The sequence below is a fragment of the Polynucleobacter sinensis genome (genome assembly GCF_001595985.1).
In the GTDB taxonomy this organism is placed as follows: Bacteria; Pseudomonadota; Gammaproteobacteria; order Burkholderiales; family Burkholderiaceae; genus Polynucleobacter; species Polynucleobacter sinensis.
This window is the reverse complement of sequence record NZ_LOJJ01000009.1, coordinates 24,574-49,853: the sequence shown is the minus strand read 5'-3', so window position 1 is coordinate 49,853 and position 25,280 is coordinate 24,574. Positions and strand designations below refer to the sequence as shown.

Below are 25,280 nucleotides of genomic sequence, written 5' to 3'. Positions count from 1 at the left end.
AATCGACCATGACTGACTCTCGCTTAAATACCCTCCGCAACTGGCTAAAAGGCCTTGAACCTAGCTGGCAATTAGATCTCCCCTCCCTAAGCCCGGCATCTGCAGATGCCAGCTTTAGGCGGTATTTCCGAATTGAGTCAAAAAACCCCAATTTCAAGACCCTAATCGTGATGGATGCTCCACCCCAACACGAACCTTTAGATGCATTTTTAAAGGTTGATTTATTGCTCGAAAATGCGGGTTTGAACGTTCCCAAGATCCTTGAAAAAAATATTGCCGAGGGATTCTTGCTGCTAAATGATTTAGGAACTAAAACCTATCTTGCGGAGCTTAATGAAGCAAGCGCAGATTCACTATATAAAGATGCAACACATGCCCTGGTGCAGATGCAATTAGCAAGCAAACCAAATGTGCTGCCAAACTACGATGAAACCCTGCTTCAGCGTGAATTGGATTTATTTCCCGAGTGGTATCTCAAGAAGCACCTGCAAATGACATTGACCGAGATGCAGGACTCACAAATCAAACAAGCTTTTACACTCATTATTGAAAATAATTTAGCTCAAGCAAAAGCGTATGTGCACCGCGATTTTCATTCACGCAACCTCATGGTAACAACACTGAATAATCCAGGCGTCATAGATTTTCAAGATGCAGTGTATGGCCCCATTACTTATGATGCATCTTCTTTATGGCGCGATGCCTATATTGCATGGCCTGAAGAACGTGTGATTGATTGGGTTATTAAGTTTTGGGAAGCTGGTCGCAAAGCCGGGCTAGCAATGCCAGATGATTTTGGTCAGTTTTATCGTGACTTTGAATGGATGGGTCTCCAACGTCACCTCAAGGTTCTTGGTATTTTTGCAAGATTGTTCCATCGTGACGGCAAGGATGGATACCTCAAGGACATCCCTTTAGTACTGGAATACGCCATTGCTACGGCCAATCGCTACATTGAGTTAAAGCCATTAGCGCGCATTCTTGAGTCGACGCGCCAGCCCAAATCTGAGTAACGATCATTCATATGACTTCATCAATTGATCCCATTTCTGTGCCATGCTTTTTACTGGCCGCGGGTCGGGGTGAGCGCATGCGGCCACTCACTGATGTCTTACCAAAGCCACTACTCTCCATTAAAAATAAATCGTTACTAGCTTGGCACCTTGAAGCGCTTAGTAGGTCCGGCATTCAGAAGATCGTTATTAATCATGCCTGGCTTGGGCAAAAAATTGAGGATGCCTTAGGCAATGGCAGTCAATTTGGACTCACAATTACCTACTCCCCTGAAGTCAGTGCCCTTGAAACTGCTGGCGGGATTCGCAAGGCCCTGCCAAAGCTGGCTCCCGATGATTATTTCTTGGCCATCAACGGAGATGTCTTTTCGCCAAACTTTCCAATTCAGGATTTAGTGGGCAAGATCTCCCAACTTCGCAAGAATCCCAGTCCAATATTGGCTCACCTCATCATGGTGCCAAACCCACCTCAACATCCCGAGGGGGACTTTTACCTTAAAGAATCCAAGTTATCTAATGCGTCAATGTCAGGAGCCGAAAAGCTGACTTTTTCAGGGATCGGTCTTTACCATCGAGATCTATTTCAGGATCTGGAAATCAACATTCCTACAAAACTGGCTCCTTTACTTCGAGAGGCCATGGCCAAAAATCGCGTGACCGGTGAAAAATATACGGGACCGTGGCACGATGTAGGTACGCCACAACGATTAACAGAGCTCAATGCAGCCTATGAATAAACCGAATATCTATCAACAACGACGCCTTGTCCTGGCAAAAAAAATCTGCTCCCAAACTGGCGGGGGAATTGCCATTATTACCACCGCTCCTGAAACCGCACGCAATCGCGATAGTGAATTTCCCTATCGTCATGACAGCGATTTTTTCTACCTCACCGGTTTTGAGGAGCCAGGGGCGACGCTCGTACTCCATGTTTCTAATAACAATGGGCAAGCTCAACTTGAATCCCATCTATTTTGTAGGCCCAAAGATCCTGAACGAGAAATTTGGGATGGCATTCGCTTAGGGCCGGATGCTGCCCCTGAGATGCTTGGCGTGGAATACGCCCATAGCAACCAAGAACTCGATAACAAATTGGGTGAGCTCTTGGCGGATCAAGATGCAGTCTATGTTCGCCTTTCAGAAAGCGCGGAGACTGATCGTCGTTTGCGCCATTGGATGAAACAAGTCAGACAACAAACGCGATCGGGTGTGAATGCTCCCTCACAATTTCATGATGTAGAGAGCTTAATTCATGAAATGCGTCTATTTAAGGACGCACATGAGATTGACATCATGCGAAGGGCTGCAGAAATTTCCGCGCGCGCCCATATTCGCGCAATGCAAACTTGCAAACCTGGCATGCGCGAGTACCACCTTGAAGCGGAACTTTTGCACGAATTTCGATATAGCGGCGCGCAAAGCGTTGCTTACAATAGCATCGTCGCTAGCGGCGCCAACTCTTGCATCCTTCACTATCGTGCCGGCTCTACAGAATTACGAAGTGGCGAACTTTGCCTGATAGATGCTGGTTGTGAACTTGATGGTTATGCATCTGATATCACACGCACATTTCCAGTCAATGGAAAATTTACCGGGGCTCAGCGCGCCCTCTACGACATTACGCTTGCAGCACAAGAAGCTGCAATTGCCGCCACAAAACCCGGCAACACCTTCATGCAGCCTCATGAAGCAGCGCTTAAAGTATTAACTCAAGGCCTGCTAGATGAAAAACTTCTCAAACTCTCTGAGCTAGGCTCTCTAGACAATGCCATTGAAACTGGTGCCTTCCGTCGTTTTTATATGCACCGTACCTCACACTGGCTTGGTATGGATGTTCATGATGTGGGCTCTTATCGTGAACCTGTAGAAAGCGAAAGAATTGTTGCCGCGGAAAAGCCATGGTGCACTCTTCAACCCGGAATGGTACTCACAATTGAACCCGGACTTTATGTTCGTCCTGCCGAAGATATTGATAAAGCTTTTTGGAATATCGGTATTCGCATTGAAGATGATGCGGTAGTGAATCAATCTGGATGCGAGTTGATATCTCGTGGAGTTCCAGTCAAAGCCGATGAAATCGAATCGTTGATGAAGAATCATTAATATCCAACTGAGTATGCATAACGATAGCTATGATATTTTGATTCAAGGGGGTGGGCCTGTTGGCCTAGCTTGTGCAGCCTGGTGCTTGCAAAAATTTCCCGAAGCCAAAATCGCATTACTAGATCGAAACCCAGTAGATGATGCTGATCTAGCTGCAGCCGATAGTAGAGGCATTGCTCTTTCACATGGCAGTAAGTTATTGCTCGATACGATTCAAGCATGGCCTCAAGATCATGCCGAAATTCATCAGGTGCATGTCTCGCAAGCAGGACGCTTTGGTAGAGCGCTAATGACCCGTGAAGAACTCAAGCAAGAGGCCTTAGGTCACATTGTTCGTTATCGCGATATTCACCTCGCACTGCGCAAAGCTTTGAGAGTTATTCAAATCCAAACCTCAAATTTTAATTGGCAACATATTGATGACAATACTGCCCTGAGCCATATTCAGGGAAAGTGCATCGTGCATGCTGAGGGCGGATTGTTTAAGGCTCAGGATTGGGTGGAATCGGGTCGTGACTATGAGCAATCAGCGCTAGTCGGTTTGGTTGAAGTTGAAAATGCAACTCCACATCAAGCCTGGGAACGATTTACCTCTGAGGGTCCTTTGGCAGTTTTACCCAGCCACTATGGGCCCAATATTCTGAATCTGGTTTGGTGTGGATCACCGGAGTCTTCTCAAGAAAGGCTTCAATTAAGCGATGCGGACTTCCTTAAAAGTCTGCAAGCCAAATTTGGTACACGCATTGGACAATTTCTGAAGGTACAAGATCGTCGCCTTTATGCATTGGGACTCAACTACCGCAAAGAGATTGCGCTGAAGAATGAAGTTTGGATTGGTAATGCAGCACAAACCCTTCATCCCGTGGCAGGACAAGGTCTGAATCTAGGATTAAGAGATGCCTACCTTCTCTCCGAAAAACTCAGCGCACTTTTCTCGAGATCGGAAGAAGAAAAATCACCCGCCGCGATTGAAGCAACGCTAAAGGATTACGCTCAAAGCCGAAAAGCTGACCGTACTGCCACCATTGGCCTTACCGACTTTATGGCCAGAATTTTTACATCAAACCTCTTACCAGTTGTATTTGCTCGAGGATTGGCTTTATCGGCCCTTCAATGGCTTCCTCCAGCGAAAACAGCCTTAGCCAGGCAGATGATGTTTGGCAGGCGCTAATAGGCTCAAATCGCCCTTTAAACCCTAGTCGTACCCGTTTAATCCAAAGCAAGTGATCTGCCTATTTTTTAGGCAGATTTAGGCTCGATTGTGCTAAAGTGTCACCCTTCCTATTAAACACTCAAAGCCTCTCACACCCAGCCAGATAAAAATGAAGATTGGCCCACACCTTCTCGCAAATAGACTCTTTGTTGCGCCCATGGCTGGGGTAACGGACCGTCCCTTTCGGCAGCTGTGCAAAAAGCTAGGAGCGGGGTATGCCGTATCTGAAATGATCGCATCCAATGCTTTGTTGTGGAAGAGCGAAAAAACCCAGCGTCGTGCAAATCACCAAGGCGAATTTAAGCCGATTGCCGTCCAAATTGCCGGTGCCGACCCCCAGATGATGGCAGCAGCTGCCAAGCTCAATGTTGATCATGGCGCTCAAATTATCGATATCAATATGGGTTGTCCAGCTAAAAAGGTTTGCAATGTTGCCGCTGGCTCAGCACTTCTCAGAGATGAGCCATTAGTACAGCAAATTTTGGAAGCTGTAGTGCAGGCAGTTGGTATTGGCCCCGATGCCGTTCCAGTCACCTTGAAAATTCGTACAGGGTGGGATCGTGAGCATAAAAATGCGATCGATATAGCAAGGCTTGCAGAAAAAGCTGGCATCTCCATGCTGACCGTTCATGGTCGCACTAGAGCAGATCTCTACCATGGCGAAGCGGAGTACGAAACGATTACTGCAGTCAAAAGCAATGTCTCCATTCCAGTGGTAGCGAACGGCGATATCAATACCCCAGAAAAAGCTGCTTTTGTTTTAAAAGAAACTGGGGCAGATGCCATCATGATTGGACGCGCAGCTCAAGGTCGCCCATGGATCTTTCGGGAGATTAGCCATTTCCTGGACACGGGAGGCAAATTACCCACTCCGCAAATTAATGAAATTCAAAGCATTATGAATGCCCACCTCATAGATCACTATGAGTTCTATGGTGAGTACATTGGTCTTCGCACGGCGCGAAAACATATTGGCTGGTATTGCAAGGGTTTACGTAACTCTCATGCATTCCGCCAAAGAATGAATACTGCAGATGACTGCAAAACCCAACTCGCAATGGTGAATGATTTTTTTGATGAAATGAAATCTCATTCAGATCACTTACTGTTTTTAGAAGCAGCCTAATTTTTAGTCTTTTAGTTATTGAATTTACCCATGACCAATAAGCACCCCATCACCGAATGCATCGAAACTCAACTACAGCGTTACCTAGACGACCTTAAAGGTACGCCACCGTCAGACCTCTATCAAATGGTATTGGCTGTAGTAGAAAAACCCATGCTGGAATTAGTCATGAATCATGCTAAACAGAATCAATCTTTAGCCGCTCAATATCTCGGCATTAATCGTAATACCCTACACAAGAAGTTGGTCGAACACCAACTACTGAAATAAGCCAGACCCTCATACCAAATTCTTTTTAATTACACCCTCTAAAAATATGATCCGTACAGCACTTCTCTCCGTATCCGATAAAAATGGCATCGTACCCTTTGCCAAAGCGCTCCATGAGCAAGGCGTTAAGCTAATCTCTACCGGCGGAACAGCAAAACTATTGGCTGAAAATCACTTACCAGTAGTAGAGGTTTCTTCATTAACAAAATTCCCAGAAATGCTTGATGGCCGTGTAAAGACCTTGCACCCCATGGTGCATGGCGGCTTACTGGCCCGTAGAGATTTTCCGGAGCACATGGCTGCTCTTAAAAAGCATGGCATTGATACGATTGATATGCTGGTGATCAATCTTTATCCGTTTAATGAAACCGTTGCTAAAGCGGATTGCTCTTTTGAAGATGCCGTTGAAAATATTGATATTGGCGGTCCAGCAATGTTGCGTGCAGCAGCTAAGAATCATCAAGATGTGACTGTACTGATCTCTCCAGAAGATTACGCACCAGCACTAGAGGAAATGAAGGCGAATCAAAATGTAGTTTCTTACAAAACTAATCTTGGGCTTGCTAAAAAAGTATTTGCTCATACCGCCCAATATGATGGTGCGATTGCCAATTACCTGTCTGCGTTAGGTAGTGATTTAGATCATAAGACTCGCTCAGCGTACCCCGAAACATTGCACCTTGCCTTTGAAAAAGTGCAAGAGATGCGCTACGGTGAAAATCCACACCAATCTGCCGCCTTCTATAAGGATATTGAACCAGTAGAGGGCGCGCTTGCCAACTACAAGCAGCTACAAGGCAAAGAACTTTCTTACAACAATATTGCTGATGCTGATTCAGCCTGGGAATGCGTCAAGAGCTTTACAGGCAACACGGGTGGCGCGGCAGCCTGCGTGATCATTAAGCATGCTAATCCTTGCGGAGTAGCTGTTGGTGCTAACGCGCTCGAGGCTTATCAAAAGGCATTTAAGACTGACCCAAGCTCTGCATTCGGCGGAATCATCGCTTTTAATGTACCTTGTGATGGTACTGCGGCTGAGGCTATTTCTAAGCAATTTGTGGAAGTATTGATTGCTCCGAGTTTTAGTTCCGAAGCAAAAGCGATCTTTGCACAAAAGCAGAATGTACGTCTCTTAGAAATTCCTCTTGGCACAGCATTTAATACCTTTGACTTCAAACGTGTTGGCGGCGGTTTATTGGTTCAATCACCAGATGCGAAGAATGTGCTCGAAAATGAAATGCGCGTGGTAAGCAAGCGTTTGCCAACTCCAAGTGAAATGCATGACATGATGTTTGCATGGCGGGTAGCAAAATTTGTGAAGTCCAATGCGATTGTCTATTGTGCTAACGGTATGACACTCGGAATTGGCGCAGGCCAAATGAGTCGAGTGGATTCTGCGCGCATGGCAAGCATCAAAGCAGAAAATGCTGGCTTAAGCCTCAAAGGTTCTGCAGTTGCTAGTGATGCCTTCTTTCCGTTCCGAGATGGCCTAGATGTGGTGGTAAATGGTGGCGCAAGTTGCGCCATCCAGCCTGGTGGCAGTATGCGTGATGATGAAATCATTGCGGCAGCTAATGAGCATGGCATTGCCATGATCTTCACTGGCACACGCCATTTCCGCCACTAAAAGATATAGAGTTAAAAAGCACCCATGCGCTGGATAGGAATCGACCCGGGATTGCGAACAACAGGCTTTGGCATCATTGATGTTGACGGTCAAAAACTCAGTTACGTAGCTTCCGGCACGATTGAAAGCGGTGATCCAGCCAAAGGATTACCAGAGCGACTGGGCGCCCTCTATGCCGGCGTCAAAGAAGTTTTAGAGACCTATCACCCAGAGGCAGCTGCTATCGAAGAAGTATTCCTCAACGTCAATCCACGCTCGACACTCATGTTAGGGCAAGCGCGAGGAGCAGTCATTGCCGCCCTGGTTTCTGAAAAACTACCCGTAGCTGAATATAGCGCTCTGCGAGTAAAGCAAGCCATTGTTGGCACAGGGCGTGCTGCTAAACCCCAAGTTCAAGAAATGGTGAAGCGACTGTTGCGCCTTAATCGCGCACCAGGCACGGATGCATCAGATGCACTGGGGGTAGCTATTTGCGCCGCGCATCACGCTCAAATTCCTAAAGCAATCAGCGCAGTACTCACCCCCAAGAAACGCATTAAGTAAAAATACACATCACAGGTTAAGATCTTCACATGATTGGTCGCATTCAAGGAATTCTCGTCTCAGTTCACCCTCCGCGCCTCCTGGTAGATTGCCAAGGCGTTGGCTATGAGATTGACGTGCCAATGAGTACTTTGTATCAACTGCCAGAAACCAATCAAAAAATCACCTTATTGACGCACTTCCAAGTGCGTGAAGACGCTCAGCAATTATTTGGCTTTGCTACTGAAACTGAGCGCGAGGCTTTTAGGCAGCTTATCAAAATTAGCGGCGTTGGCTCACGCACAGCACTAGCAATTCTCTCCGGTATGAGCGTTAATGAATTAGCTCAAGCCATCGCCATGCAGGAAGCTGGGCGCCTAACCCAAATTCCAGGCATCGGCAAAAAAACCGCCGAACGACTCTGTCTCGAGCTCAAAGGCAAATTAGCACCTGATTTAGGAATCGCCTCCGGGAAACCTCAGGTTATTGAAGCTAGTAGTGAAATTTTGCAGGCGCTGTTGGCACTAGGCTATTCAGAAAAAGAGGCACATCTTGCCCTCAAGCAAATACCGCCTGACACTACTGTTTCAGACGGCATCCGCATGGGCTTGAAATACCTTTCAAAGTCTTAAACACTAGTAACTCAAACCCACTACACTTGTAGCATGGCAATACATACCGAAGACCTCAGCGCTATTCCTGAAGATTTACCAGATGGTAATGACCGCATTGTCAGTGGTGCAGCTGGTAATTCTGAAGCTATCTTCGAAAGAGCTTTACGCCCCAAGCAACTTGACGAGTACGTGGGTCAAACTAAAGCACGCGCCCAGCTAGAAATCTTTATCTCAGCAACTAGGGCAAGGCAAGAAGCCCTTGACCACGTCCTGCTATTTGGCCCTCCCGGGCTTGGCAAAACAACTCTGGCTCACATCATTGCCAGAGAGCTTGGGGTTAATTTGCGACAAACTAGCGGCCCTGTATTAGACAGACCGGGCGATTTGGCAGCTTTGCTAACGAATTTAGAGGCGAATGACGTTCTTTTTATCGATGAGATCCATCGCCTCTCACCAGTCGTAGAAGAAATTCTCTATCCCGCTTTAGAAGATTACAGTCTCGATATCATGATTGGCGAAGGACCTGCAGCGCGTAGCGTCAAAATTGATCTCAAACCATTTACCTTGATTGGTGCCACTACTCGTGCCGGCATGCTCACCAATCCATTACGTGATCGCTTCGGTATTGTTGCTCGTCTCGAGTTTTATACAACCGAAGAACTGACCAAAATTATCGAGCGCTCAGCCAACCTATTAAAAGCAAATATTGATCCAGAAGGTTCTGTAGAAATCGCCAAGCGCGCGCGTGGCACTCCCCGTATTGCCAATCGCTTATTACGTCGTGTACGCGACTACGCTGAAGTCAAGGGAACTGGCACCATCACTAAAGCCATGGCCGATGCCGCACTCAAAATGCTCGATGTAGATCCAAGCGGATTTGATGTCATGGACAGAAAACTACTTGAAGCCATTTTGCATAAATTTGATGGTGGCCCAGTCGGCATTGATAACTTAGCCGCTGCGATTGGCGAGGAACGTGACACCATTGAGGATGTCCTAGAGCCCTACCTTATTCAGCAAGGCTACTTGCAACGCACCTCACGTGGTCGAGTAGCTACTAGACAAGCGTATGAGCACTTTGGGCTGACGCCGCCAAACAGCTCCGCCAGTCTAGATCTTTAAGTATTAACTTAGGGTTACCTTAGCAAACTTACGCTTGCCCACCTGCACAACGTAAGTACCCGCTTCAATCTTTAACTGCTTATCAGCAATCGTAGTGCCATCAATCTTCACACCGTTTTGTTCAATATTACGATTCACTTCTGATGTCGATGGGGCAAGTCCTGCAGCCTTAAGTAGATTAGCCACCCCCATAGGGGCACCAGTCAAATTCACTTCTGGAATTTCATCAGGCACACCACCTTTGGCGCGGTGATTGAAGTCTTCTAATGCTTTTTCTGCCGCAGCTTGCGAATGAAAACGCGCTACGATTTCCTGACCCAGTAAAACCTTGCAATCGCGCGGGTTACGACCAGTAGCAACTTCTTGCTTCATTAAATCAATTTCTGACATTGGGCGGAAAGAGAGCAATGTAAAGTAATCCCACATCAAGTCATCAGAGATACTCATGAGCTTACCAAACATCTCGCTAGCAGGCTCACTGATACCAATGTAATTGCCTTTGGACTTACTCATCTTATCTACGCCATCCAAACCAACAAGGAGTGGCATTGTCAAAATACACTGCGGCTCTTGACCGTATTCGCGCTGGAGTTCACGGCCAACGAGAAGATTAAATTTTTGATCAGTGCCACCAAGCTCTAAGTCACTCTTTAGGGCTACCGAGTCATAACCTTGCATCAGGGGATATAAAAACTCATGCACGGAGATTGGCACTCCACTGCGATAGCGTTTAGTAAAGTCTTCACGCTCTAGCATCTGGGCAACGGTATATTTAGCCGCCAACTGAATCATGCCGCGCGCACCTAATGGATCACACCACTCACTGTTGTAACGCACTTCAGTTTTGGCGGGATCAAGCACCATACTTGCTTGACGATAGTACGTTTGGGCATTAACAGCGATCTCCTCAGCAGTTAATGGTGGACGAGTAGCATTGCGCCCAGAAGGGTCGCCAATCATGCTAGTAAAGTCGCCAATCAAGAAAATGACTGTATGTCCCAAGTCTTGCAACTGGCGCAATTTATTCAAAACTACCGTATGCCCCAAATGAATATCTGGCGCAGTAGGATCAAGGCCTAACTTAATCCGCAAAGGGATACCGGTAGCTTGGCTTCTAGCTAGCTTTTGGATCCAGTCTGACTCCACCAATAGCTCTTCGCACCCCCGCTTGGTCACCTCAAGGGCTGCGAAAACTTCAGGAGTAAGTGGATATTTTTGTTCTGGTTTAGCCGTCATGCTGATTCGGATAACTGATACAGTTAATTAATATTTAAATTGCTAAAGCATAATTGTCGCATTCCTGAGAACAAAGCCCTGATACTGCATGAATAAGTCCCATTCCCTCTATATCGGCCTCATGTCTGGTACTAGCCTAGACGGGATTGATGCTGTCCTTGCAAAGCTCGATACGGATGGCGAGGCAAGTCTTTTGGGGGCCGTCAGCACGTCCTTTAGCCCCGAATTACGCCAAGCCCTACTAGACCTGCAAATTCCAGGGGCAAATGAGATTCATCGGGAAAATCAGGCGTCCAATGCTCTTGCCGTTGCTTATGCGGATGCCGTGAAGCAATTGCTGGGACAGGCCAAGCTTGAGCCGTCTGATATCAGTGCGATTGGCGCCCATGGACAAACGATTCGCCATCAAGCAGGCCTATCTGAGCATCTTGCCTATACCCATCAAACTCTCAATCCAGCATTACTTGCCGAGCTTACCGGGATCGATGTCATTGCCGACTTTAGGAGTCGCGATATGGCGGCAGGTGGCCATGGCGCCCCTCTCGTTCCCGCTTTTCATGCGCAGCAATTTGGCTCAAAACAGGATGTTGCCGTACTCAATCTAGGAGGCATTGCAAACCTCACACTATTGCCCAAAAATGGGGAGGTTACTGGGTTTGATTGCGGCCCTGGCAATATGCTGATGGATGCTTGGATTTCAGAGCAGCAAGGACATGCCTTTGATAAAAACGGTATTTGGGCCTCACAAGGTCAACTCAATCAGGCACTTCTGAGCAGAATGTTGGCAGACCCATTTTTTACTAAGAAGCCGCCTAAAAGTACCGGCCGGGATGACTTTCATCTTGAATGGTTACAGAAATACATTGGCACTGACAATATCGACCCCGAAGATGTGCAAGCGACCTTACTGCACCTCACCGTTCAATCTGCTCTTCAAGCCTTGAAACAATATGCACCAGAAACAAAAACGCTCATTGTTTGTGGAGGCGGAGCACGCAACACGACATTAATGCAACTATTTGAATTGAGCAAAAATAGTGTATTTAAAAACTCTCTTGAAGTAGTGACAAGTGATGTGCTTGGCATTGATCCACAGCTAGTAGAAGGACTTGCATTTGCATGGCTTGCGTGGGCCCACAAAGAAAAACGGCCAGCAAATTTGCCAGCCGTTACAGGAGCGAAAGGACCTAGAATTTTAGGTGCTTACTACCCCGCTTAAATAAATCAATTTTTTATTTATGCCGAGAATGAGGATCCACAACCGCAAGTCGTTTGGGCATTAGGATTCTTAATCACAAATTGTGAACCATTGATGTCTTCTTTGTAATCAATCTCTGCGCCAACCAAATACTGGAAGCTCATTGAATCCACCAGCAAAGTCACACCATTCTTTTCAAAAAGTGTGTCATCTTCGTTTACGGCATCATCAAATGTGAAGCCGTATTGAAAACCTGAGCAACCGCCACCTTGTACAAAGACACGCAACTTCAATTCAGGATTACCTTCTTCAGCAATCAAGTCAGCCACTTTTGCAGCAGCACTATCCGTAAACACCAATGGGGTAGGTGGTTCAGCTAAATCTGGTGCAGTTTGTGCAGTTTGTTGTGTAGCTAATTCAGTCATGATTTACTCCTAATTTAAAGGGCGATAATCTATTTTAGGCCTTTAATACCAAGCTTGCTGAAGGGTCTTTACCTGCCCCAATTAGGGAGAAACGGCAATCTGCGTCAAACCAGTTGTCTCAGGCAAACCAAACATGAGGTTCATGCACTGCACACCTTGGCCCGAAGCACCCTTCACCAAGTTATCCTCAACCACCAAAATAACCAAGGTATCACCACCCCCGGGACGGTGAATTGCAATCCGCAAGCCATTGCTACCGCGCACAGAACGGGTTTCAGGATGACTGCCTGCAGGCATAACGTCTACAAATGGCTCTACTTTATAAAACTCCTCATAAAGCTTCTGAAAATCGACATTCATCCCAGCATCAGTTAAGCGCACATATAAAGTGGAGTGAATCCCTCTAATCATTGGCGTTAGATGCGGTACAAATGTCAGACCAATTTGATCATGGCCAGCAATCGCTTTTAATCCTTGCACGATTTCTGGAAGATGGCGGTGACCTTTAACACCATAGGCTTTGAAGTTGTCGCTCGCCTCAGAAAGCAAGGTACCAATCTCTGCCTTACGTCCCGCTCCCGAAGTTCCAGACTTGGAGTCAGAAATAATATGCATTCCATCAATCAGCTGTTTACCGCCAGTCGATTTTGGCGATAGTAGCGGAGCTAACCCCAACTGTACTGAGGTTGGGTAGCAACCAGCTAAACCCACCACTCGCGCCTTTTTAATGGCTTCGCGATTAATCTCTGGCAATCCATAAACTGCTTCAGCCAAAATATCTGGGCAACCATGCTCCATGCCGTACCATTTGGCAAACTCTTTGATATCTTGCAAACGAAAGTCAGCAGCAAGATCCAGGACCTTCACGTTGTTAGCGAGTAATTCCTTTGCTTGCGCCATTGCAACACCATGCGGAGTTGCAAAAAACACAACATCACACTCCTTGAGATTGGCTTCATCAGGTGTTGTAAATTTAAGATCAATGCGACCACGTAGTGATGGGAACATTTCCGCTACAGACATCCCTGCTTCGGTACGAGAAGTAATTGCCTGAATCTTGACCTCAGGGTGCTGCGCCAATAAACGCAACAACTCTACTCCGGTATAACCAGTTCCACCCACGATACCCACTTTAATCATGTCATTCTCCAAAATACCGACAGACCCATTTTATTTCGTTAACACCTAGATTGTAGAAACAAAAAGGGTCGCTTGCGCGACCCTTTCGATAAAACTGAAGCGACTGAAAGAAATTAGCGCTTGCTGAACTGCTTACGACGACGCGCGCCATGCAGACCAACTTTTTTACGCTCAACTTCACGAGCATCGCGAGTGACCAAACCTGCTTTAGACAGGGTAGGCTTCAAAGCGTTGTCGTAGTCGATCAATGCACGTGTAACACCATGACGAACTGCACCAGCTTGGCCAGTTTCACCGCCACCGGTCACGTTTACTTTGATATCAAAAGTAGTGAGGTGTGCTGTGAGAGCCAAAGGCTGACGAGCAATCATGCGCGATGTTTCACGAGCAAAGTATGCATCGATAGGTTTACCGTTAACAGTAATCTCACCTTTGCCAGATTTAATGAATACACGTGCTACAGAGCTCTTGCGACGACCTGTACCGTAATTCCAATTTCCGTAATTAATAGCCATTTGGTTTCCTTAAATCTCTAACGCTTTGGGCTGCTGAGCCGCATGCGGATGATTGGCGTCGCCGTAGACTTTCAATTTCTTGATCATGGCATAGCCTAGTGGGCCTTTTGGCAACATACCTTTCACAGCCTTCTCCAAAGCGCGACCTGGGAAACGATCTTGCATCTTGTCGAAGTTAGTCGAGCTAATACCACCTGGGTATCCGCTGTGACGGTAATAAATTTTGTTCAAGCCTTTTGTGCCTGTAACACGCAGCTTAGAAGAGTTGATGACAACAATGAAGTCGCCGGTATCAACGTGTGGGGTGTATTCAGGCTTGTGCTTGCCGCGTAGACGGAGTGCCACTTCACTGGCGACACGACCGAGGACTTTGTCCGTAGCGTCAATCACGAACCATTCATGCACTACCTCATGGGATTTTGCAGAAAAAGTTTTCATGATTTCTCAAATTGTTATAGTCAAAAAAATTACTCCAATCAAATTTCATCCACCTTGGCCCTGCTTATGTTTGCAAGCTCGCAGTTTCTGTAATCCAACTGGTAAAACAATTACCGCTGACTGGTTCGGTAATTCAGTAAAGCCTTGAATTGTAACCTAAAAAAAACCCAGGAACGAGTCCTGGGTTGGAATCCACCTATGTTTAAGTGGAGGAGACACTGGGAGGAACATCAATCTCATACAGAAGACTGACTACCAATGTGGTTATTGTATCTAGAAATATGGTGCAATGCAAGAAAATTGACCAAAATCAAGATTTTGTCTTCTTTTTGTCAAAAAAGTAGGCGCCTAAATCGCAGATAAATTGGTAAACTATTGATAATATTGATTAATTTTAGAAGTTAGGGATCACTAATATGGAATGTAAAGTTTCCTGGTTGGGCGCCGATGGCATGGCTTTTTCTGCAGAAACTGGCAGCGGCCATCTAGTAAATATGGATGGGGCACCCGAGGCTGGCGGCAGAAATCTGGCTCCAAGACCTATGGAACTCCTTTTAGCTGGGGCTGGGGGCTGCTCTGCATTCGATGTGGTGCTAATACTACAAAGATCCCGGCAGGCCGTCAGCGGCTGCAATGTCAATCTAAAGGCTGAACGCGCCACCGAAGACCCCAAAGTCTTCACCAAAATTAACCTGCATTTTCAGGTTAAAGGCAAAGAGTTAGATCCCGCAAAGGTAGAACGTGCGGTCAAGCTATCCCATGAGAAATACTGCTCGGCTACCACTATGCTCGCAAAAACAGCAGAGCTGAGCTATAGCGTTGAGATCATTGCGGAATAAGTGCAGAGTCAATCGATAAGCCGGATTCTGTCGCCTAGATTCGCATCTAGGGGCAATCATTCCTCTAGGCCGGCAGTTACCTGACGGCTCAAGCTCCCTACCCGCAGACTCAGCGGGTCGCCTCATCGTCTGCTTACTTGGGATTGCTCCAGGTGGAGGTTACCGCGTTTCACCGTAACTAAATACGCTCGTCTCTGTGGCCCTATTCCTCACGTTACCGTGGATGGCCGTTAGCCATCACCCTACCCTATGGAGTCCGGACTTTCCTCCCCCTCAATAAAGAGGCGGCGATTGCCTAATTGACTCTGCGACTGCAGTCTAACGCAGTCGCAGAAATTTAGTTTGGAAAACGCTATCTAGAGAAAAATAGAATGGCTTAGGCGAGGGTCCAAGCAATAGTTTCGCCAGCGCGCAAAGGCACGATAGTGGCATCACCCAAAGGCAATTCCGCTGGAATGTTTTGCGCCTGCTTTACCAAAGTAACCGTCTTGGTATTACGCGGTAATGAGTAAAAATCTGGTCCAAAGAGGCTAGCAAAACCCTCTAACTTATCTAACTTACCAACGCTTTCAAATGCTTCAGCATATAAGCCCAAGGCATTGAATGCGCTATAGCATCCGGCACAACCACAAGCGGCCTCTTTGGCGCCCTTTGCATGCGGCGCGCTATCAGTACCCAAGAAAAATCTCGAATTACCACTAGTAGCCACATCGATTAAAGCAAGACGATGCTCTTCGCGTTTTAAAACCGGCAGGCAATAATTATGAGGGCGAATACCGCCAGCAAAAATCGCGTTGCGGTTCATGAGCAAATGCTGCGGAGTAATCGTCGCAGCCAAAATATTTTTACCACCCGTTTGCGCATCTCTCACATAATGAGCAGCCTGCTTCGTAGTAATGTGCTCAAACACAATCTTCAGCTCAGGAAAATTTTGACGTAGAGGCTCTAGAACCTGATCAATAAAGACTGCCTCACGATCAAAGATGTCAATTTCAGAACTAGTCACCTCTCCATGAACCAATAAGGGCATACCCACTGCCTGCATTGCTTCTAAAGCACTATGGCACCGCTTGATATCACTAACGCCAGCATCACTATTAGTAGTCGCGCCTGCGGGATAAAGCTTGAAAGCAGCAATACCTTCGGCCTTTGCTTTGCGCACCTCATCTGCAGAAGTATTGTCAGTAAGATACAAAGTCATTAGCGGCGTGAAGTCACTGATACCAAGAGATTTAAGATTTGCTTCAATTCGAGCACGGTAGGCACTTGCTAAACTCACGGTAGTCACTGGTGGCTTCAAGTTCGGCATGATGATGGCACGTGCAAATTGACGTGCGGTATCGGCCAATACATCCTTCATGACCTCACCATCACGAATATGTAAATGCCAGTCATCTGGCTGAAGCAGTTGAATTTGGGTTGTAGTAGTAGGCATATTTATAAGATCTCAATCAAGCAAGATGATGCGGAAATCATTCACATTGGTCAGTGTAGGGCCAGTTTCTACTAAAGCATTCAGTTGGGCAAAAAAACCATAACAATCATGCTCTAACAAGTATTTCTTAGGAAGTAGAACCTGCTCCTGAGACAGCTTTCGAACTAGTGGAGTAAACCATGCACCAGCATTTTTTTCACTACCGTCTATGCCATCAGTGTCTGCAGCTAAAGCGGAAATATTATTCATACCATCTGTAGCATTAAATAGGGCTAAGAGAAATTCGCTGCAACGACCTCCACGCCCTTGAATCCCTTTTGGCAAAGTGACGGTACACTCCCCACCAGAAATCAAGGCCAAGGGCAACTTGGTGGCCTGACTTCCAAGCGAATATTCACGAGCTAGGGTCGCCTGATCAACGCCCACATCCTGAGCTTCACCGGTGATAGTGTCGCCCAGGATCACGGGTTCATATCCTTGCGTTCTAATATATGCCGCAGCCGCCTCAAGGCTCTTGTATGCAGTAGCAATCACATGATTACGTACTTGGGCATTCCTTAGATCTGTCTCTTTTAATGTCTCCGGAATCTCTCCAGCCACCCCTCGGCGCAAATGTTGCAGCACTGTCTCGGGGATCGATCCTTCGCCCAGTTGATATTTAGAAAAAATATCTAAAGCATCTTGGTAAGTTGAATAGTCAGGAGCACAAGGACCGCTAGCAATATCTGATGGCAAATCTCCAGTGACATCGGAGATTAATAAGGCCTCAACTCGCGCGCCATTCGCCATGGCTACTCTGGCTAAATTGCCACCCTGGATCGCTGATAAATGCTTGCGAATAATGTTCATCTCTTCGATTGGCGCGCCCGAACGCAATAAAGCCTCTGTAGTCTGGCGCATGTCCGCAATCGAAATACCATTCTGAGGCAAGGTGAGCAAGCTAGACCCGCCCCCAGAGATGAGGGCAATCAAAACATCATTTTGCTTTAATGCGCTCACCAGGCGAAATATTTCTTTGGCGCCATCCATGCCGGCTTGGTCTGGCACTGGATGACCTGCCTCGATAATTTTCAGATGACTTGTTGGGGAGCGGTGTCCATAGCGAGTTAATACCACGCCTTCCAAGCGCACTTGTGGCCAATACACTGTTGCATAAGACTCCAGCGCGCTAGCCATAGCGGCACTAGCCTTGCCCGCACCCACCACCAAACATCTTCCTTTGGGCTCTTGCCCAACAGGAAAAATAGTACTTAGATACTCTGGAACAATTTTCTTAGGATCAGCAACTGCCAAAGCGGCCGCAAATGCATTTTTAAGAATAGTCTCTTGATGTCTCATCGGAATATTCTAATCAAGTGTGGCGCGCTCTTGCATCTGCCACATTTCAGCATAGCGGCCACCAGCCGCCAAAAGCTCGACATGTGTACCACGCTCCACGATGCAACCATGGTCCATGACTAAAATTTGATCGGCATGAACAATCGTTGAGAGGCGATGAGCAATAATTAAAGTGGTCCGATTTTTTGCAAGCCCAAGCAACTCGTCCTGAAATGCGCGCTCTGTTTTGGAGTCTAATGCTGAGGTAGCCTCATCAAAAATTAACATTGCGGGTTTCTTTAATAAAGTACGTGCAATCGCCACCCTTTGTTTTTCACCACCGGACAACTTTAACCCCCGCTCGCCAACCTGCGTGTCATATCCATCTGGAAGGTGTTGAATAAAACGATCAATTTGCGCGGCACGCGCTGCCTCATGTACCTCCTCTATAGAGGCATTTGGGTTTCCGTAGGCAATGTTGTAACCAATGGTGTCATTAAAGAGCACGGTATCTTGCGGCACGATGCCAATAGCCTTACGCAAACTCGCCTGAGTAACATCCTGAATATTTTGATCATCAATCAAGATCTTGCCGGACTGTACGTCATAAAATCGAAAGAGCAAACGCGCTAAAGTACTCTTACCCGCCCCACTCTGACCCACCACAGCAGTAATTGTTCCTGCTGGAATGTTAAAGCTTACGTCACGCAATATTTCTCGCTTAGCATCATAGTGAAATGAGACATGCTCAAATCGTACTTCTGGTCCACGCCCTTGATTAGTAATGTGTAATGGCTTTGCGTTTGGCGCATCAGCAATCTCTTTCTCAGTATTCAGAAGAGAAAACATCCGATCCATATCAGTGAGAGCCTGTTTAATTTCTCGATAAATCACCCCCAAGAAATTGAGTGGAATATATAACTGGATCATCAAAGTATTTACTAGCACCAGATCACCCAAGGTCATCGACCCATCAATTACACCTAGGGTAGCGCGCCACAAGATCATCATTAACCCAACTGCGATAATAGTTTGCTGGCCAAAATTCAAGATCGCGAGGGATTTTTGAGACTTTACGGCAGCGGCTTGATAGCGCACTAAATTTTGATCGTAACGACTCGCCTCAAAGGCCTCATTACCAAAATATTTCACCGTCTCGAAGTTGAGTAGTGAATCAATCGCTTTTTGATTAGCCTTCGAATCCATATCGTTCATGGTGCGACGAAAGTGCGTACGCCATTCTGTCACGACAACTGTAAAACTAATGTAAAGCACCAAAGCAGTAAAGGTAATGGCGGCAAACCAAATATCGTATGCGTAAGCAAAATAACCGAGCACTAAAAGAAACTCAATCAGGGTCGGCAAAATGCTGTAAAGCGAATATGAAATCAGTGACTGAATACCACGAGTGCCACGCTCAATATCTCGGCTCACACCCCCTGTTTGACGAGCTAAGTGAAAACTCAAGGCGAGCGCATGCAAGTGCTCAAACACTTGGAGCGCCACTTTGCGAACCGCATTTTGAGTCACGCGCGCGAAAAGAGATTCTCGTAGCTCCGTAAATAGAGAGGCAGATATTCTTAAGAGGCCATAGGCAAGAATCAAGCCGGCTGGCACTACCAATAGGGCTTGCGGGGAATTCGCTTTGATATTGAGAGCATCAATTAATTGCTTCATCAAAATTGGAATACCCAGATTGGCGACCTTGGCGGCTATCAGACAAGTTAGAGCAATTGCAACTCGAAACTTGTATTCCAATAAATATGGAAGGAGATCGCGGATCACTTTCCAATCGCTACCACGGGATGGGCTTGAATCTACTGCTGCATGATGTTGGCTGGATGAATGTCTCATCACTCTATCTTAGACACTTCCGTCTTAGACTGCTGAAAAGAGTTTTAAGATTGCCTCTCCGTTACTTTGGGAGAAGCAGGCTTTTGCTGCCTCTGCGTATGGTAACCACTGGTAAGCAACATGCTCTCTAGGAGCCAAAGTAATTTGAGTTGTATCGGGCACTCGCAATGAGAACCAATGTTCTGTATTGCGAGTTACACCAGGAGCATAACGATGGCGCCATTGAGGATAAATCTCATACTCAATCTGGTGATGCATATTTTGCAAAGACTCTGAGGGCAGGAGCTTAACATCAATTCCCGTCTCCTCATGCACCTCTCGCGCAGCAGCCAAACTAAGATCCTCATCAGAAGAATCGAGACTGCCAGTAACTGACTGCCAGAAATTGGCTTTATCAGCCCGCTCTATCAATAAGACCTCCCCATTCGATTTATAGATAACAACCAAAACCGAGATGGGGATCTTCAAGATGCTTTATGCAGCTGGAGTGGCTTGACGCAAGCGAATATGCAACTCTCGCAATTGACGCTCATCAACAGGACTAGGAGCTTGAGTCAACAAGCATTGCGCGCGTTGTGTTTTAGGGAAAGCAATCACATCACGAATCGATTCGGCACCAGTCATCATTGTGACGATGCGATCAAGGCCAAATGCAATACCGCCATGTGGAGGGGCGCCATACTGCAAAGCATCCAATAAGAATCCAAACTTGGCTTGAGCCTCTTCAGCGCCAATTTTCAGTGCACGAAATACTTGGCTCTGAACTACCTCTTGATGAATACGGACGGAGCCGCCGCCAATCTCGCTACCGTTAAGAACCATGTCATAGGCTTTAGCCAAACACTTGCCTGGATCAGATTCCAAATACTGCATGTGTTCATCTTTAGGACTCGTAAATGGATGATGGCAGGCAACCCAACGGGCATTGTCATCATCGTATTCAAACATAGGGAAATCAACAACCCACAATGGCTTCCAACCCTCGGTTGATAAGCCATGCTCTTTACCCCAAGTGGAATGACCAATCTTTAAGCGCAAATTACCAATCGCATCATTAACGACTTTTTCTTTATCAGCGCCAAAGAAAATAATGTCACCATCTTTAGCGCCAGTGCGCTTCAAAATACCCTCAATTGCCGCATCATGCAAATTCTTCACAATGGGAGACTGCAGACCATTGCGACCCTCAGCAACCGAGTTGACTTTAATCCACGCCAAGCCTTTGGCGCCGTAGATACTGACAAACTGAGTGTAGTCATCGATTTCACTACGACTAATCTCAGCGCCACCAGGAACACAAAGACCCACTACGCGACCACCAACTTGATTAGCCGCTCCAGAGAAGACCTTAAAGTCCACATCTTTCATTAAGTCAGTCAATTCGGTGAACTCAAAATTCACACGCAAATCTGGCTTGTCAGAACCAAAACGTGCCATACCTTCGGAATAAGGCATGGTTGGGAATGGATTTGGTAATTCAACATTCATTGTGGTTTTGAAAATATGACGAATCATGTTTTCAAATAATTCGCGAATTTCTAACTCGCTTAAGAAAGCAGTTTCACAGTCAATCTGAGTAAATTCAGGTTGACGATCGGCGCGCAAATCCTCATCACGGAAGCACTTTGTAATTTGGTAATAGCGATCAAAACCAGCCACCATCAATAATTGCTTAAAGAGTTGTGGAGATTGAGGTAAAGCAAAAAACTGACCATCATGAACACGCGAAGGTACCAAGTAATCACGCGCACCTTCTGGCGTACTCTTCGTCAACATCGGAGTTTCAATGTCAATAAAGCCTGCGGCATCTAAATAGCGGCGACACTCCATTGCAACGTTGTAACGCAGGCGCAGATTTTTTTGCATCTGAGGGCGACGCAAATCTAATACACGATGGGTTAAACGGGTTGTTTCAGAAAGATTTTCATCTTCCAATTGAAATGGGGGCGTAATAGAAGCATTCAATATCACAAGACTATGACAAAGAATTTCAACCTTGCCGCTAACGAGATCATTGTTTTCAGTACCAGCAGGGCGCGCGCGCACCAAACCTTTAATCTGAATACAAAACTCATTGCGAACCTGCTCTGCTAAGGCAAACATTTCTGGGCGATCAGGGTCGCATACTACTTGCACAAAACCTTGATGATCACGTAAATCAATAAAGATCACACCGCCATGGTCGCGGCGACGATTCACCCAACCAGAAAGAGTAACTTCCTTACCAATGAGTGATTCTGTTACCTGACCACAAGTATGGCTTCGCATCGACATAACAATTTCCTATAAATCAAAAATGATGGCTCGACTGAATGGCAGTCAAACCAGTTGAACTGGTGGGAGGAACAGATCCCATTGAAACAATATGCTTAAGCGCCTCTTCAACACTCATCTCTAATTCGATCGTGTGAGCACGAGGCACAATCATAAAAAATCCTGAGGTGGGATTCGGCGTTGTAGGTAAAAACACGTTGACGTAATCTTCACCCAACTTTGCTGCTACCTCTTTTGCTGGAATACCCGTCTGAAATGCAATTGCCCACGAATCAGCATGCGGGTAGCGAATTAACAAAGCCTTACTAAATGCCTGACCGCTGCCAGAAAATAAAGTAGATGAAACTTGTTGAACGCTAGAATAAATGGAGCGCACAATGGGGATGCGATTCATAAAGCGATCCCATACCTTCGTCCACCACTGCCCTGCAAAACTAATGGCTAGAAGGCCGGTCAACATAATGACTGAAATGACAATCAGTATGCCAACACCAGGTAATTCGCGGAAATGTTGCAAATCGCCAGCAAATTGATTAGGGAACACCGCAATAATGGCATGCATTACTGAACCAAAAACACCGTCGAGCAGCCCCAGGCCCCAAGCAATCACCCAAATCGTGATTGACATTGGTGCCCAGACCAAAATCCCTGCAATAAAGTATTTTTTCATGTGCCTATGCTTGCGTCTTGCTTAACCTATCATTTTAGCGGTTTAAGCGAAGAACGGCGACAGACTAGTAAAGACCTAGGCCAATTATCAAAATTCCAGCCAAAAACCCGCTTGTAAAGAGCAAGGTCCCCACTATGAGGCGATGAGTACGCCTTTCTTGCGCTAAAAGGCTTTTTAAAACCTCCAATTCCAGGTTTCGCCCCTCTTTCTGGGCGCGACCGCGATCTTGAGCCAGGCTTTCCGCAATCAAACGCGGCAAAGTAGGCAAAATTTGAGCCCATCCTGGCGCCTCATTTTTCAAGCCATCCACTAGAGCCCTCCAGCCCAATTGTTGGCTGACCCATTTTTCCAAAATTGGCTTAGCAGTTTTCCATAGATCTAGATCTGGGTCTAATTGGCGCGCAAGGCCCTCTACATTCAGCAAGGTTTTCTGCAACAAAGTTAACTGTGGCTGAATCTCCACCTTAAAACGGCGAGAGGTTTGAAACAAGCGCATCAACACAATGCCCAAAGAGATCTCTTTTAACGGGCGATCAAAGTAGGGCTCGCAAACTGAGCGAACCGCACCCTCTAATTCTTCCACACGAGTATTAGCGGGAACCCAGCCAGACTCAATATGCAATTCTGCAACCCGTCGATAGTCTCGATTAAAGAATGCAAGAAAATTTAATGCGAGGTAACTTTTATCAGACTGACTAAGAGCACCAACAATGCCAAAATCCAAAGAAATAAATCGCCCAAATGTATCTGGCTCTAGGCTGATCATGATATTTCCGGGATGCATATCCGCATGGAAGAAACCATACTGAAATACTTGTGTGAAAAATATCTCCACCCCATCTGCAGCTAACTTTTTAAAGTCCACTCCAGCAGCGCGTAAGTCCGCAGTTCGACCAATGGAAATGCCATCCATCTTTTCCATCACGATGACATTGGTATGACATAAATCCCAATACATTTCTGGGATCATTAATTTTTTTGAATCAACAAAATAACGACGCAACTGACTTGCATTAGCCGCTTCACGCATGAGATCCAATTCATCGTGAAGGTAGGTGTCAAACTCCGCCACATTCTCGCGAGGCTTTAAGCGACGACCATCTTCCGAGCTTCTCTCTACAATCTTTGCCAAGTCGTACAACAAAGCAAGATCACCCTCTATCACTGGCAAAATGCCTGGGCGCAGCACTTTAACTGCAACAGCTCGACCTTCCCACTCCGGATGTTTCTCAGTCCCACGTAAACGGCCAAAATGTACCTGAGCCACAGAGGCACTTGCTACTGGAGTTGCATCAAAACTAATGAATACTTCCTCAATAGATTGTCCGAGGGCCTCTTCAATCAAACAACATGATTCATCATTTGAAAAGGGAGGCACCTGATCTTGTAATTTTGCTAATTCATTCGCAATATCTTCTGGCAATAAATCGCGGCGCGTAGAAAGCACTTGCCCAAACTTCACAAAAATGGGTCCAAGCGCCTCAAGAGTTAATCGGATGCGCTCACCCCGAGGCAAAGATTCACCTGGAGAAGTCCAGCAAACTATAGTTAATAAACCACGCTTCAATCCAGGCTTGAGAATATCTCGTAGTAAAGGTAGCAGGCCATAGCGCCAGGCGGTGAAGAATATAAAAGTTAAACGAGCAATTCGACGCACGATAGACTACCCTTTTTGCTCTAGAAATTGAATGCGTTTCTCAAGGCGATCAACTGTGTCACGCAATTCATTTAATTCACTCTTACGAGTCATAAAATCCCGCTTATTCAAAAGCACCTTTCTTTCCTCGGTGACATATTCCACCAGATTCCCAACTAAATCATTGGCAGCAGATTTACCAGCAAAAATCATCTTCTTACCTTGTCGTACAGCAAAATTTGCGGGACCATCACCAACAATTCGAGCTAGATCTTCCTCATATTCCCAGCGCAACTGACCCGCCAAGCGCGCTAGCAATTGAGCAAGCTCAGCATCCCCAGTGATCTTGACCGCTTTAATAGCTTGATCTCGCACCCCTCCAGAGCTAACGCCTAGGCCGCTGAGTGCATTAGCTGATATGTCTAATTGCAATGAGGGAGCCTCACAACTTTCGAGGGCGCCCAACAGACCTTCAGCCTTGATTTCAAAACAGAGGAGGGCAATTGGAAGTTGGACCGCAATAACCTTACTAGCATGTTTAGCTAATTCAGCCATTGCCCAGGGCTCAGTCCTGAGAACGTGATTTATCCCTCGACAGGCAACACCGGCAGCAAGATTGTGTGTAACAGGAGAAACAGCGTTCATAAGTGTAAAAAACCCGCACAAGTGCGGGCTTTCAATGGAAAGTACCTT

The 25,280-nt window shown here is 46.4% G+C and carries 25 protein-coding genes and 1 other RNA gene; 12 read left to right on the top strand and 14 right to left on the bottom strand.

The genetic code is table 11. From position 1 onward, the window contains the following. The first annotated feature begins 8 nt into the window (after positions 1-8). From AOB49_RS09020 to ruvB, 10 genes are all read left to right on the top strand, one after another. Positions 9-1,013: an aminoglycoside phosphotransferase family protein gene (locus AOB49_RS09020; RefSeq protein ID WP_062310171.1), complete on the top strand. Its 1,005-nt coding sequence runs from the start codon at positions 9-11 to the stop codon at positions 1,011-1,013. A gap of 11 nt (positions 1,014-1,024) precedes the next feature. Next, the gene (gene murU, locus AOB49_RS09015) at positions 1,025-1,750 is read left to right on the top strand and encodes an N-acetylmuramate alpha-1-phosphate uridylyltransferase MurU (RefSeq protein WP_062310168.1); all 726 of its coding nucleotides are present in this window, start codon (positions 1,025-1,027) and stop codon (positions 1,748-1,750) included. Beyond that, the gene (pepP, locus tag AOB49_RS09010; RefSeq protein ID WP_062310166.1) at positions 1,743-3,116 is read left to right on the top strand and encodes a Xaa-Pro aminopeptidase; all 1,374 of its coding nucleotides are present in this window, start codon (positions 1,743-1,745) and stop codon (positions 3,114-3,116) included. Before murU ends, pepP begins: the two co-directional genes overlap by 8 nt. Before the next feature lie 13 nt (positions 3,117-3,129). Then, on the top strand, positions 3,130-4,287 hold the full coding sequence (locus tag AOB49_RS09005; RefSeq protein ID WP_062310164.1) for an FAD-dependent monooxygenase: 1,158 nt from the start codon (positions 3,130-3,132) through the stop codon (positions 4,285-4,287). Between the two features lie 151 nt (positions 4,288-4,438). Beyond that, a complete protein-coding gene (gene dusB / locus AOB49_RS09000; RefSeq protein WP_062310161.1) occupies positions 4,439-5,455 on the top strand; it encodes a tRNA dihydrouridine synthase DusB in 1,017 nt (338 codons plus the stop codon). Positions 5,456-5,485: 30 nt separating this feature from the next. Beyond that, complete coding sequence (locus AOB49_RS08995) at positions 5,486-5,725, top strand: helix-turn-helix domain-containing protein (protein ID WP_062310160.1); 240 nt, start codon at positions 5,486-5,488, stop codon at positions 5,723-5,725. 46 nt (positions 5,726-5,771) lie between these two features. Beyond that, positions 5,772-7,352, top strand: coding sequence for a bifunctional phosphoribosylaminoimidazolecarboxamide formyltransferase/IMP cyclohydrolase (gene purH, locus AOB49_RS08990; RefSeq protein WP_062310158.1), 1,581 nt, complete (start codon positions 5,772-5,774; stop codon positions 7,350-7,352). A 24-nt stretch (positions 7,353-7,376) separates the two neighbouring features. Continuing rightward, positions 7,377-7,895 (top strand): crossover junction endodeoxyribonuclease RuvC, encoded by a 519-nt coding sequence (gene ruvC / locus AOB49_RS08985; RefSeq protein WP_062310156.1) that lies wholly within the window; start codon positions 7,377-7,379, stop codon positions 7,893-7,895. Between the two features lie 29 nt (positions 7,896-7,924). Continuing rightward, on the top strand, positions 7,925-8,506 hold the full coding sequence (ruvA, locus tag AOB49_RS08980) for a Holliday junction branch migration protein RuvA (protein ID WP_062310155.1): 582 nt from the start codon (positions 7,925-7,927) through the stop codon (positions 8,504-8,506). Positions 8,507-8,539: 33 nt separating this feature from the next. Then, complete coding sequence (gene ruvB / locus AOB49_RS08975; RefSeq protein WP_062310153.1) at positions 8,540-9,610, top strand: Holliday junction branch migration DNA helicase RuvB; 1,071 nt, start codon at positions 8,540-8,542, stop codon at positions 9,608-9,610. Between the two features lie 3 nt (positions 9,611-9,613). Here ruvB and tyrS read toward each other — a convergent pair whose 3' ends face one another. Next, entirely contained in the window at positions 9,614-10,846 is a 1,233-nt protein-coding gene (tyrS, locus tag AOB49_RS08970) for a tyrosine--tRNA ligase (protein ID WP_062310151.1), read from the bottom strand. An 88-nt stretch (positions 10,847-10,934) separates the two neighbouring features. Here tyrS and AOB49_RS08965 point away from each other — a divergent pair, with 88 nt between their 5' ends. Next, positions 10,935-12,065: an anhydro-N-acetylmuramic acid kinase gene (locus tag AOB49_RS08965; protein WP_062310149.1), complete on the top strand. Its 1,131-nt coding sequence runs from the start codon at positions 10,935-10,937 to the stop codon at positions 12,063-12,065. Positions 12,066-12,082: 17 nt separating this feature from the next. Here the strand turns inward: AOB49_RS08965 and erpA are convergent, their stop codons facing one another. From erpA to rplM, 4 genes are all read right to left on the bottom strand, one after another. Next, a complete protein-coding gene (gene erpA / locus AOB49_RS08960; RefSeq protein ID WP_062310148.1) occupies positions 12,083-12,469 on the bottom strand; it encodes an iron-sulfur cluster insertion protein ErpA in 387 nt (128 codons plus the stop codon). Between the two features lie 81 nt (positions 12,470-12,550). After that, positions 12,551-13,609 carry an N-acetyl-gamma-glutamyl-phosphate reductase gene (gene argC / locus AOB49_RS08955; RefSeq protein WP_062310145.1) on the bottom strand — a complete coding sequence of 353 codons (1,059 nt, stop codon included), beginning with the start codon at positions 13,607-13,609 and terminating at the stop codon, positions 12,551-12,553. A 113-nt stretch (positions 13,610-13,722) separates the two neighbouring features. Then, entirely contained in the window at positions 13,723-14,124 is a 402-nt protein-coding gene (rpsI, locus tag AOB49_RS08950; RefSeq protein ID WP_062310144.1) for a 30S ribosomal protein S9, read from the bottom strand. Between the two features lie 9 nt (positions 14,125-14,133). Further along, positions 14,134-14,562 (bottom strand): 50S ribosomal protein L13, encoded by a 429-nt coding sequence (gene rplM, locus AOB49_RS08945; RefSeq protein WP_011903721.1) that lies wholly within the window; start codon positions 14,560-14,562, stop codon positions 14,134-14,136. Between the two features lie 416 nt (positions 14,563-14,978). On the opposite strand from rplM, the gene AOB49_RS08940 reads away from it, so the two are divergent. Further along, positions 14,979-15,401, top strand: a complete 423-nt coding sequence (locus AOB49_RS08940) for an OsmC family protein (RefSeq protein WP_062310142.1) — start codon at positions 14,979-14,981, stop codon at positions 15,399-15,401. On the opposite strand, the gene rnpB is transcribed toward AOB49_RS08940, so the two are convergent. The 9 genes from rnpB to AOB49_RS08895 form a co-directional block, all read right to left on the bottom strand. Continuing rightward, an RNA gene (gene rnpB, locus AOB49_RS08935) (RNase P RNA component class A) lies at positions 15,402-15,708 on the bottom strand. It lies immediately after the preceding gene. A gap of 69 nt (positions 15,709-15,777) precedes the next feature. Next, the gene (pyrC, locus tag AOB49_RS08930; RefSeq protein ID WP_062310139.1) at positions 15,778-16,836 is read right to left on the bottom strand and encodes a dihydroorotase; all 1,059 of its coding nucleotides are present in this window, start codon (positions 16,834-16,836) and stop codon (positions 15,778-15,780) included. A gap of 12 nt (positions 16,837-16,848) precedes the next feature. After that, positions 16,849-18,174, bottom strand: coding sequence for a glycerate kinase type-2 family protein (locus tag AOB49_RS08925; protein WP_062310137.1), 1,326 nt, complete (start codon positions 18,172-18,174; stop codon positions 16,849-16,851). Positions 18,175-18,183: 9 nt separating this feature from the next. After that, positions 18,184-20,007, bottom strand: coding sequence for an ABCB family ABC transporter ATP-binding protein/permease (locus AOB49_RS08920; RefSeq protein ID WP_156471399.1), 1,824 nt, complete (start codon positions 20,005-20,007; stop codon positions 18,184-18,186). A gap of 24 nt (positions 20,008-20,031) precedes the next feature. Then, the gene (gene nudB, locus AOB49_RS08915) at positions 20,032-20,475 is read right to left on the bottom strand and encodes a dihydroneopterin triphosphate diphosphatase (RefSeq protein ID WP_062310132.1); all 444 of its coding nucleotides are present in this window, start codon (positions 20,473-20,475) and stop codon (positions 20,032-20,034) included. Between the two features lie 6 nt (positions 20,476-20,481). Beyond that, complete coding sequence (aspS, locus tag AOB49_RS08910) at positions 20,482-22,281, bottom strand: aspartate--tRNA ligase (protein WP_062310130.1); 1,800 nt, start codon at positions 22,279-22,281, stop codon at positions 20,482-20,484. A gap of 16 nt (positions 22,282-22,297) precedes the next feature. After that, complete coding sequence (locus AOB49_RS08905) at positions 22,298-22,951, bottom strand: DUF502 domain-containing protein (protein WP_062310128.1); 654 nt, start codon at positions 22,949-22,951, stop codon at positions 22,298-22,300. 64 nt (positions 22,952-23,015) lie between these two features. Next, complete coding sequence (gene ubiB / locus AOB49_RS08900) at positions 23,016-24,608, bottom strand: ubiquinone biosynthesis regulatory protein kinase UbiB (protein WP_062310126.1); 1,593 nt, start codon at positions 24,606-24,608, stop codon at positions 23,016-23,018. Between the two features lie 6 nt (positions 24,609-24,614). Next, positions 24,615-25,232 (bottom strand): ubiquinone biosynthesis accessory factor UbiJ, encoded by a 618-nt coding sequence (locus AOB49_RS08895; protein ID WP_062310125.1) that lies wholly within the window; start codon positions 25,230-25,232, stop codon positions 24,615-24,617. Positions 25,233-25,280 lie beyond the last annotated feature (48 nt).

What these genes read in the sequence shown, in the direction of transcription:
- AOB49_RS09020 (WP_062310171.1), top strand. Translation starts at nt 9, where the DNA reads ATGACTGACTCTCGCTTAAATACCCTCCGCAACTGGCTAAAAGGCCTT.
- murU (WP_062310168.1), top strand. Translation starts at nt 1,025, where the DNA reads ATGACTTCATCAATTGATCCCATTTCTGTGCCATGCTTTTTACTGGCC.
- pepP (WP_062310166.1), top strand. Translation starts at nt 1,743, where the DNA reads ATGAATAAACCGAATATCTATCAACAACGACGCCTTGTCCTGGCAAAA.
- AOB49_RS09005 (WP_062310164.1), top strand. Translation starts at nt 3,130, where the DNA reads ATGCATAACGATAGCTATGATATTTTGATTCAAGGGGGTGGGCCTGTT.
- dusB (WP_062310161.1), top strand. Translation starts at nt 4,439, where the DNA reads ATGAAGATTGGCCCACACCTTCTCGCAAATAGACTCTTTGTTGCGCCC.
- AOB49_RS08995 (WP_062310160.1), top strand. Translation starts at nt 5,486, where the DNA reads ATGACCAATAAGCACCCCATCACCGAATGCATCGAAACTCAACTACAG.
- purH (WP_062310158.1), top strand. Translation starts at nt 5,772, where the DNA reads ATGATCCGTACAGCACTTCTCTCCGTATCCGATAAAAATGGCATCGTA.
- ruvC (WP_062310156.1), top strand. Translation starts at nt 7,377, where the DNA reads ATGCGCTGGATAGGAATCGACCCGGGATTGCGAACAACAGGCTTTGGC.
- ruvA (WP_062310155.1), top strand. Translation starts at nt 7,925, where the DNA reads ATGATTGGTCGCATTCAAGGAATTCTCGTCTCAGTTCACCCTCCGCGC.
- ruvB (WP_062310153.1), top strand. Translation starts at nt 8,540, where the DNA reads ATGGCAATACATACCGAAGACCTCAGCGCTATTCCTGAAGATTTACCA.
- tyrS (WP_062310151.1), bottom strand. Translation starts at nt 10,846, where the DNA reads ATGACGGCTAAACCAGAACAAAAATATCCACTTACTCCTGAAGTTTTC.
- AOB49_RS08965 (WP_062310149.1), top strand. Translation starts at nt 10,935, where the DNA reads ATGAATAAGTCCCATTCCCTCTATATCGGCCTCATGTCTGGTACTAGC.
- erpA (WP_062310148.1), bottom strand. Translation starts at nt 12,469, where the DNA reads ATGACTGAATTAGCTACACAACAAACTGCACAAACTGCACCAGATTTA.
- argC (WP_062310145.1), bottom strand. Translation starts at nt 13,609, where the DNA reads ATGATTAAAGTGGGTATCGTGGGTGGAACTGGTTATACCGGAGTAGAG.
- rpsI (WP_062310144.1), bottom strand. Translation starts at nt 14,124, where the DNA reads ATGGCTATTAATTACGGAAATTGGAATTACGGTACAGGTCGTCGCAAG.
- rplM (WP_011903721.1), bottom strand. Translation starts at nt 14,562, where the DNA reads ATGAAAACTTTTTCTGCAAAATCCCATGAGGTAGTGCATGAATGGTTC.
- AOB49_RS08940 (WP_062310142.1), top strand. Translation starts at nt 14,979, where the DNA reads ATGGAATGTAAAGTTTCCTGGTTGGGCGCCGATGGCATGGCTTTTTCT.
- pyrC (WP_062310139.1), bottom strand. Translation starts at nt 16,836, where the DNA reads ATGCCTACTACTACAACCCAAATTCAACTGCTTCAGCCAGATGACTGG.
- AOB49_RS08925 (WP_062310137.1), bottom strand. Translation starts at nt 18,174, where the DNA reads ATGAGACATCAAGAGACTATTCTTAAAAATGCATTTGCGGCCGCTTTG.
- AOB49_RS08920 (WP_156471399.1), bottom strand. Translation starts at nt 20,007, where the DNA reads ATGAGACATTCATCCAGCCAACATCATGCAGCAGTAGATTCAAGCCCA.
- aspS (WP_062310130.1), bottom strand. Translation starts at nt 22,281, where the DNA reads ATGTCGATGCGAAGCCATACTTGTGGTCAGGTAACAGAATCACTCATT.
- AOB49_RS08905 (WP_062310128.1), bottom strand. Translation starts at nt 22,951, where the DNA reads ATGAAAAAATACTTTATTGCAGGGATTTTGGTCTGGGCACCAATGTCA.
- AOB49_RS08895 (WP_062310125.1), bottom strand. Translation starts at nt 25,232, where the DNA reads ATGAACGCTGTTTCTCCTGTTACACACAATCTTGCTGCCGGTGTTGCC.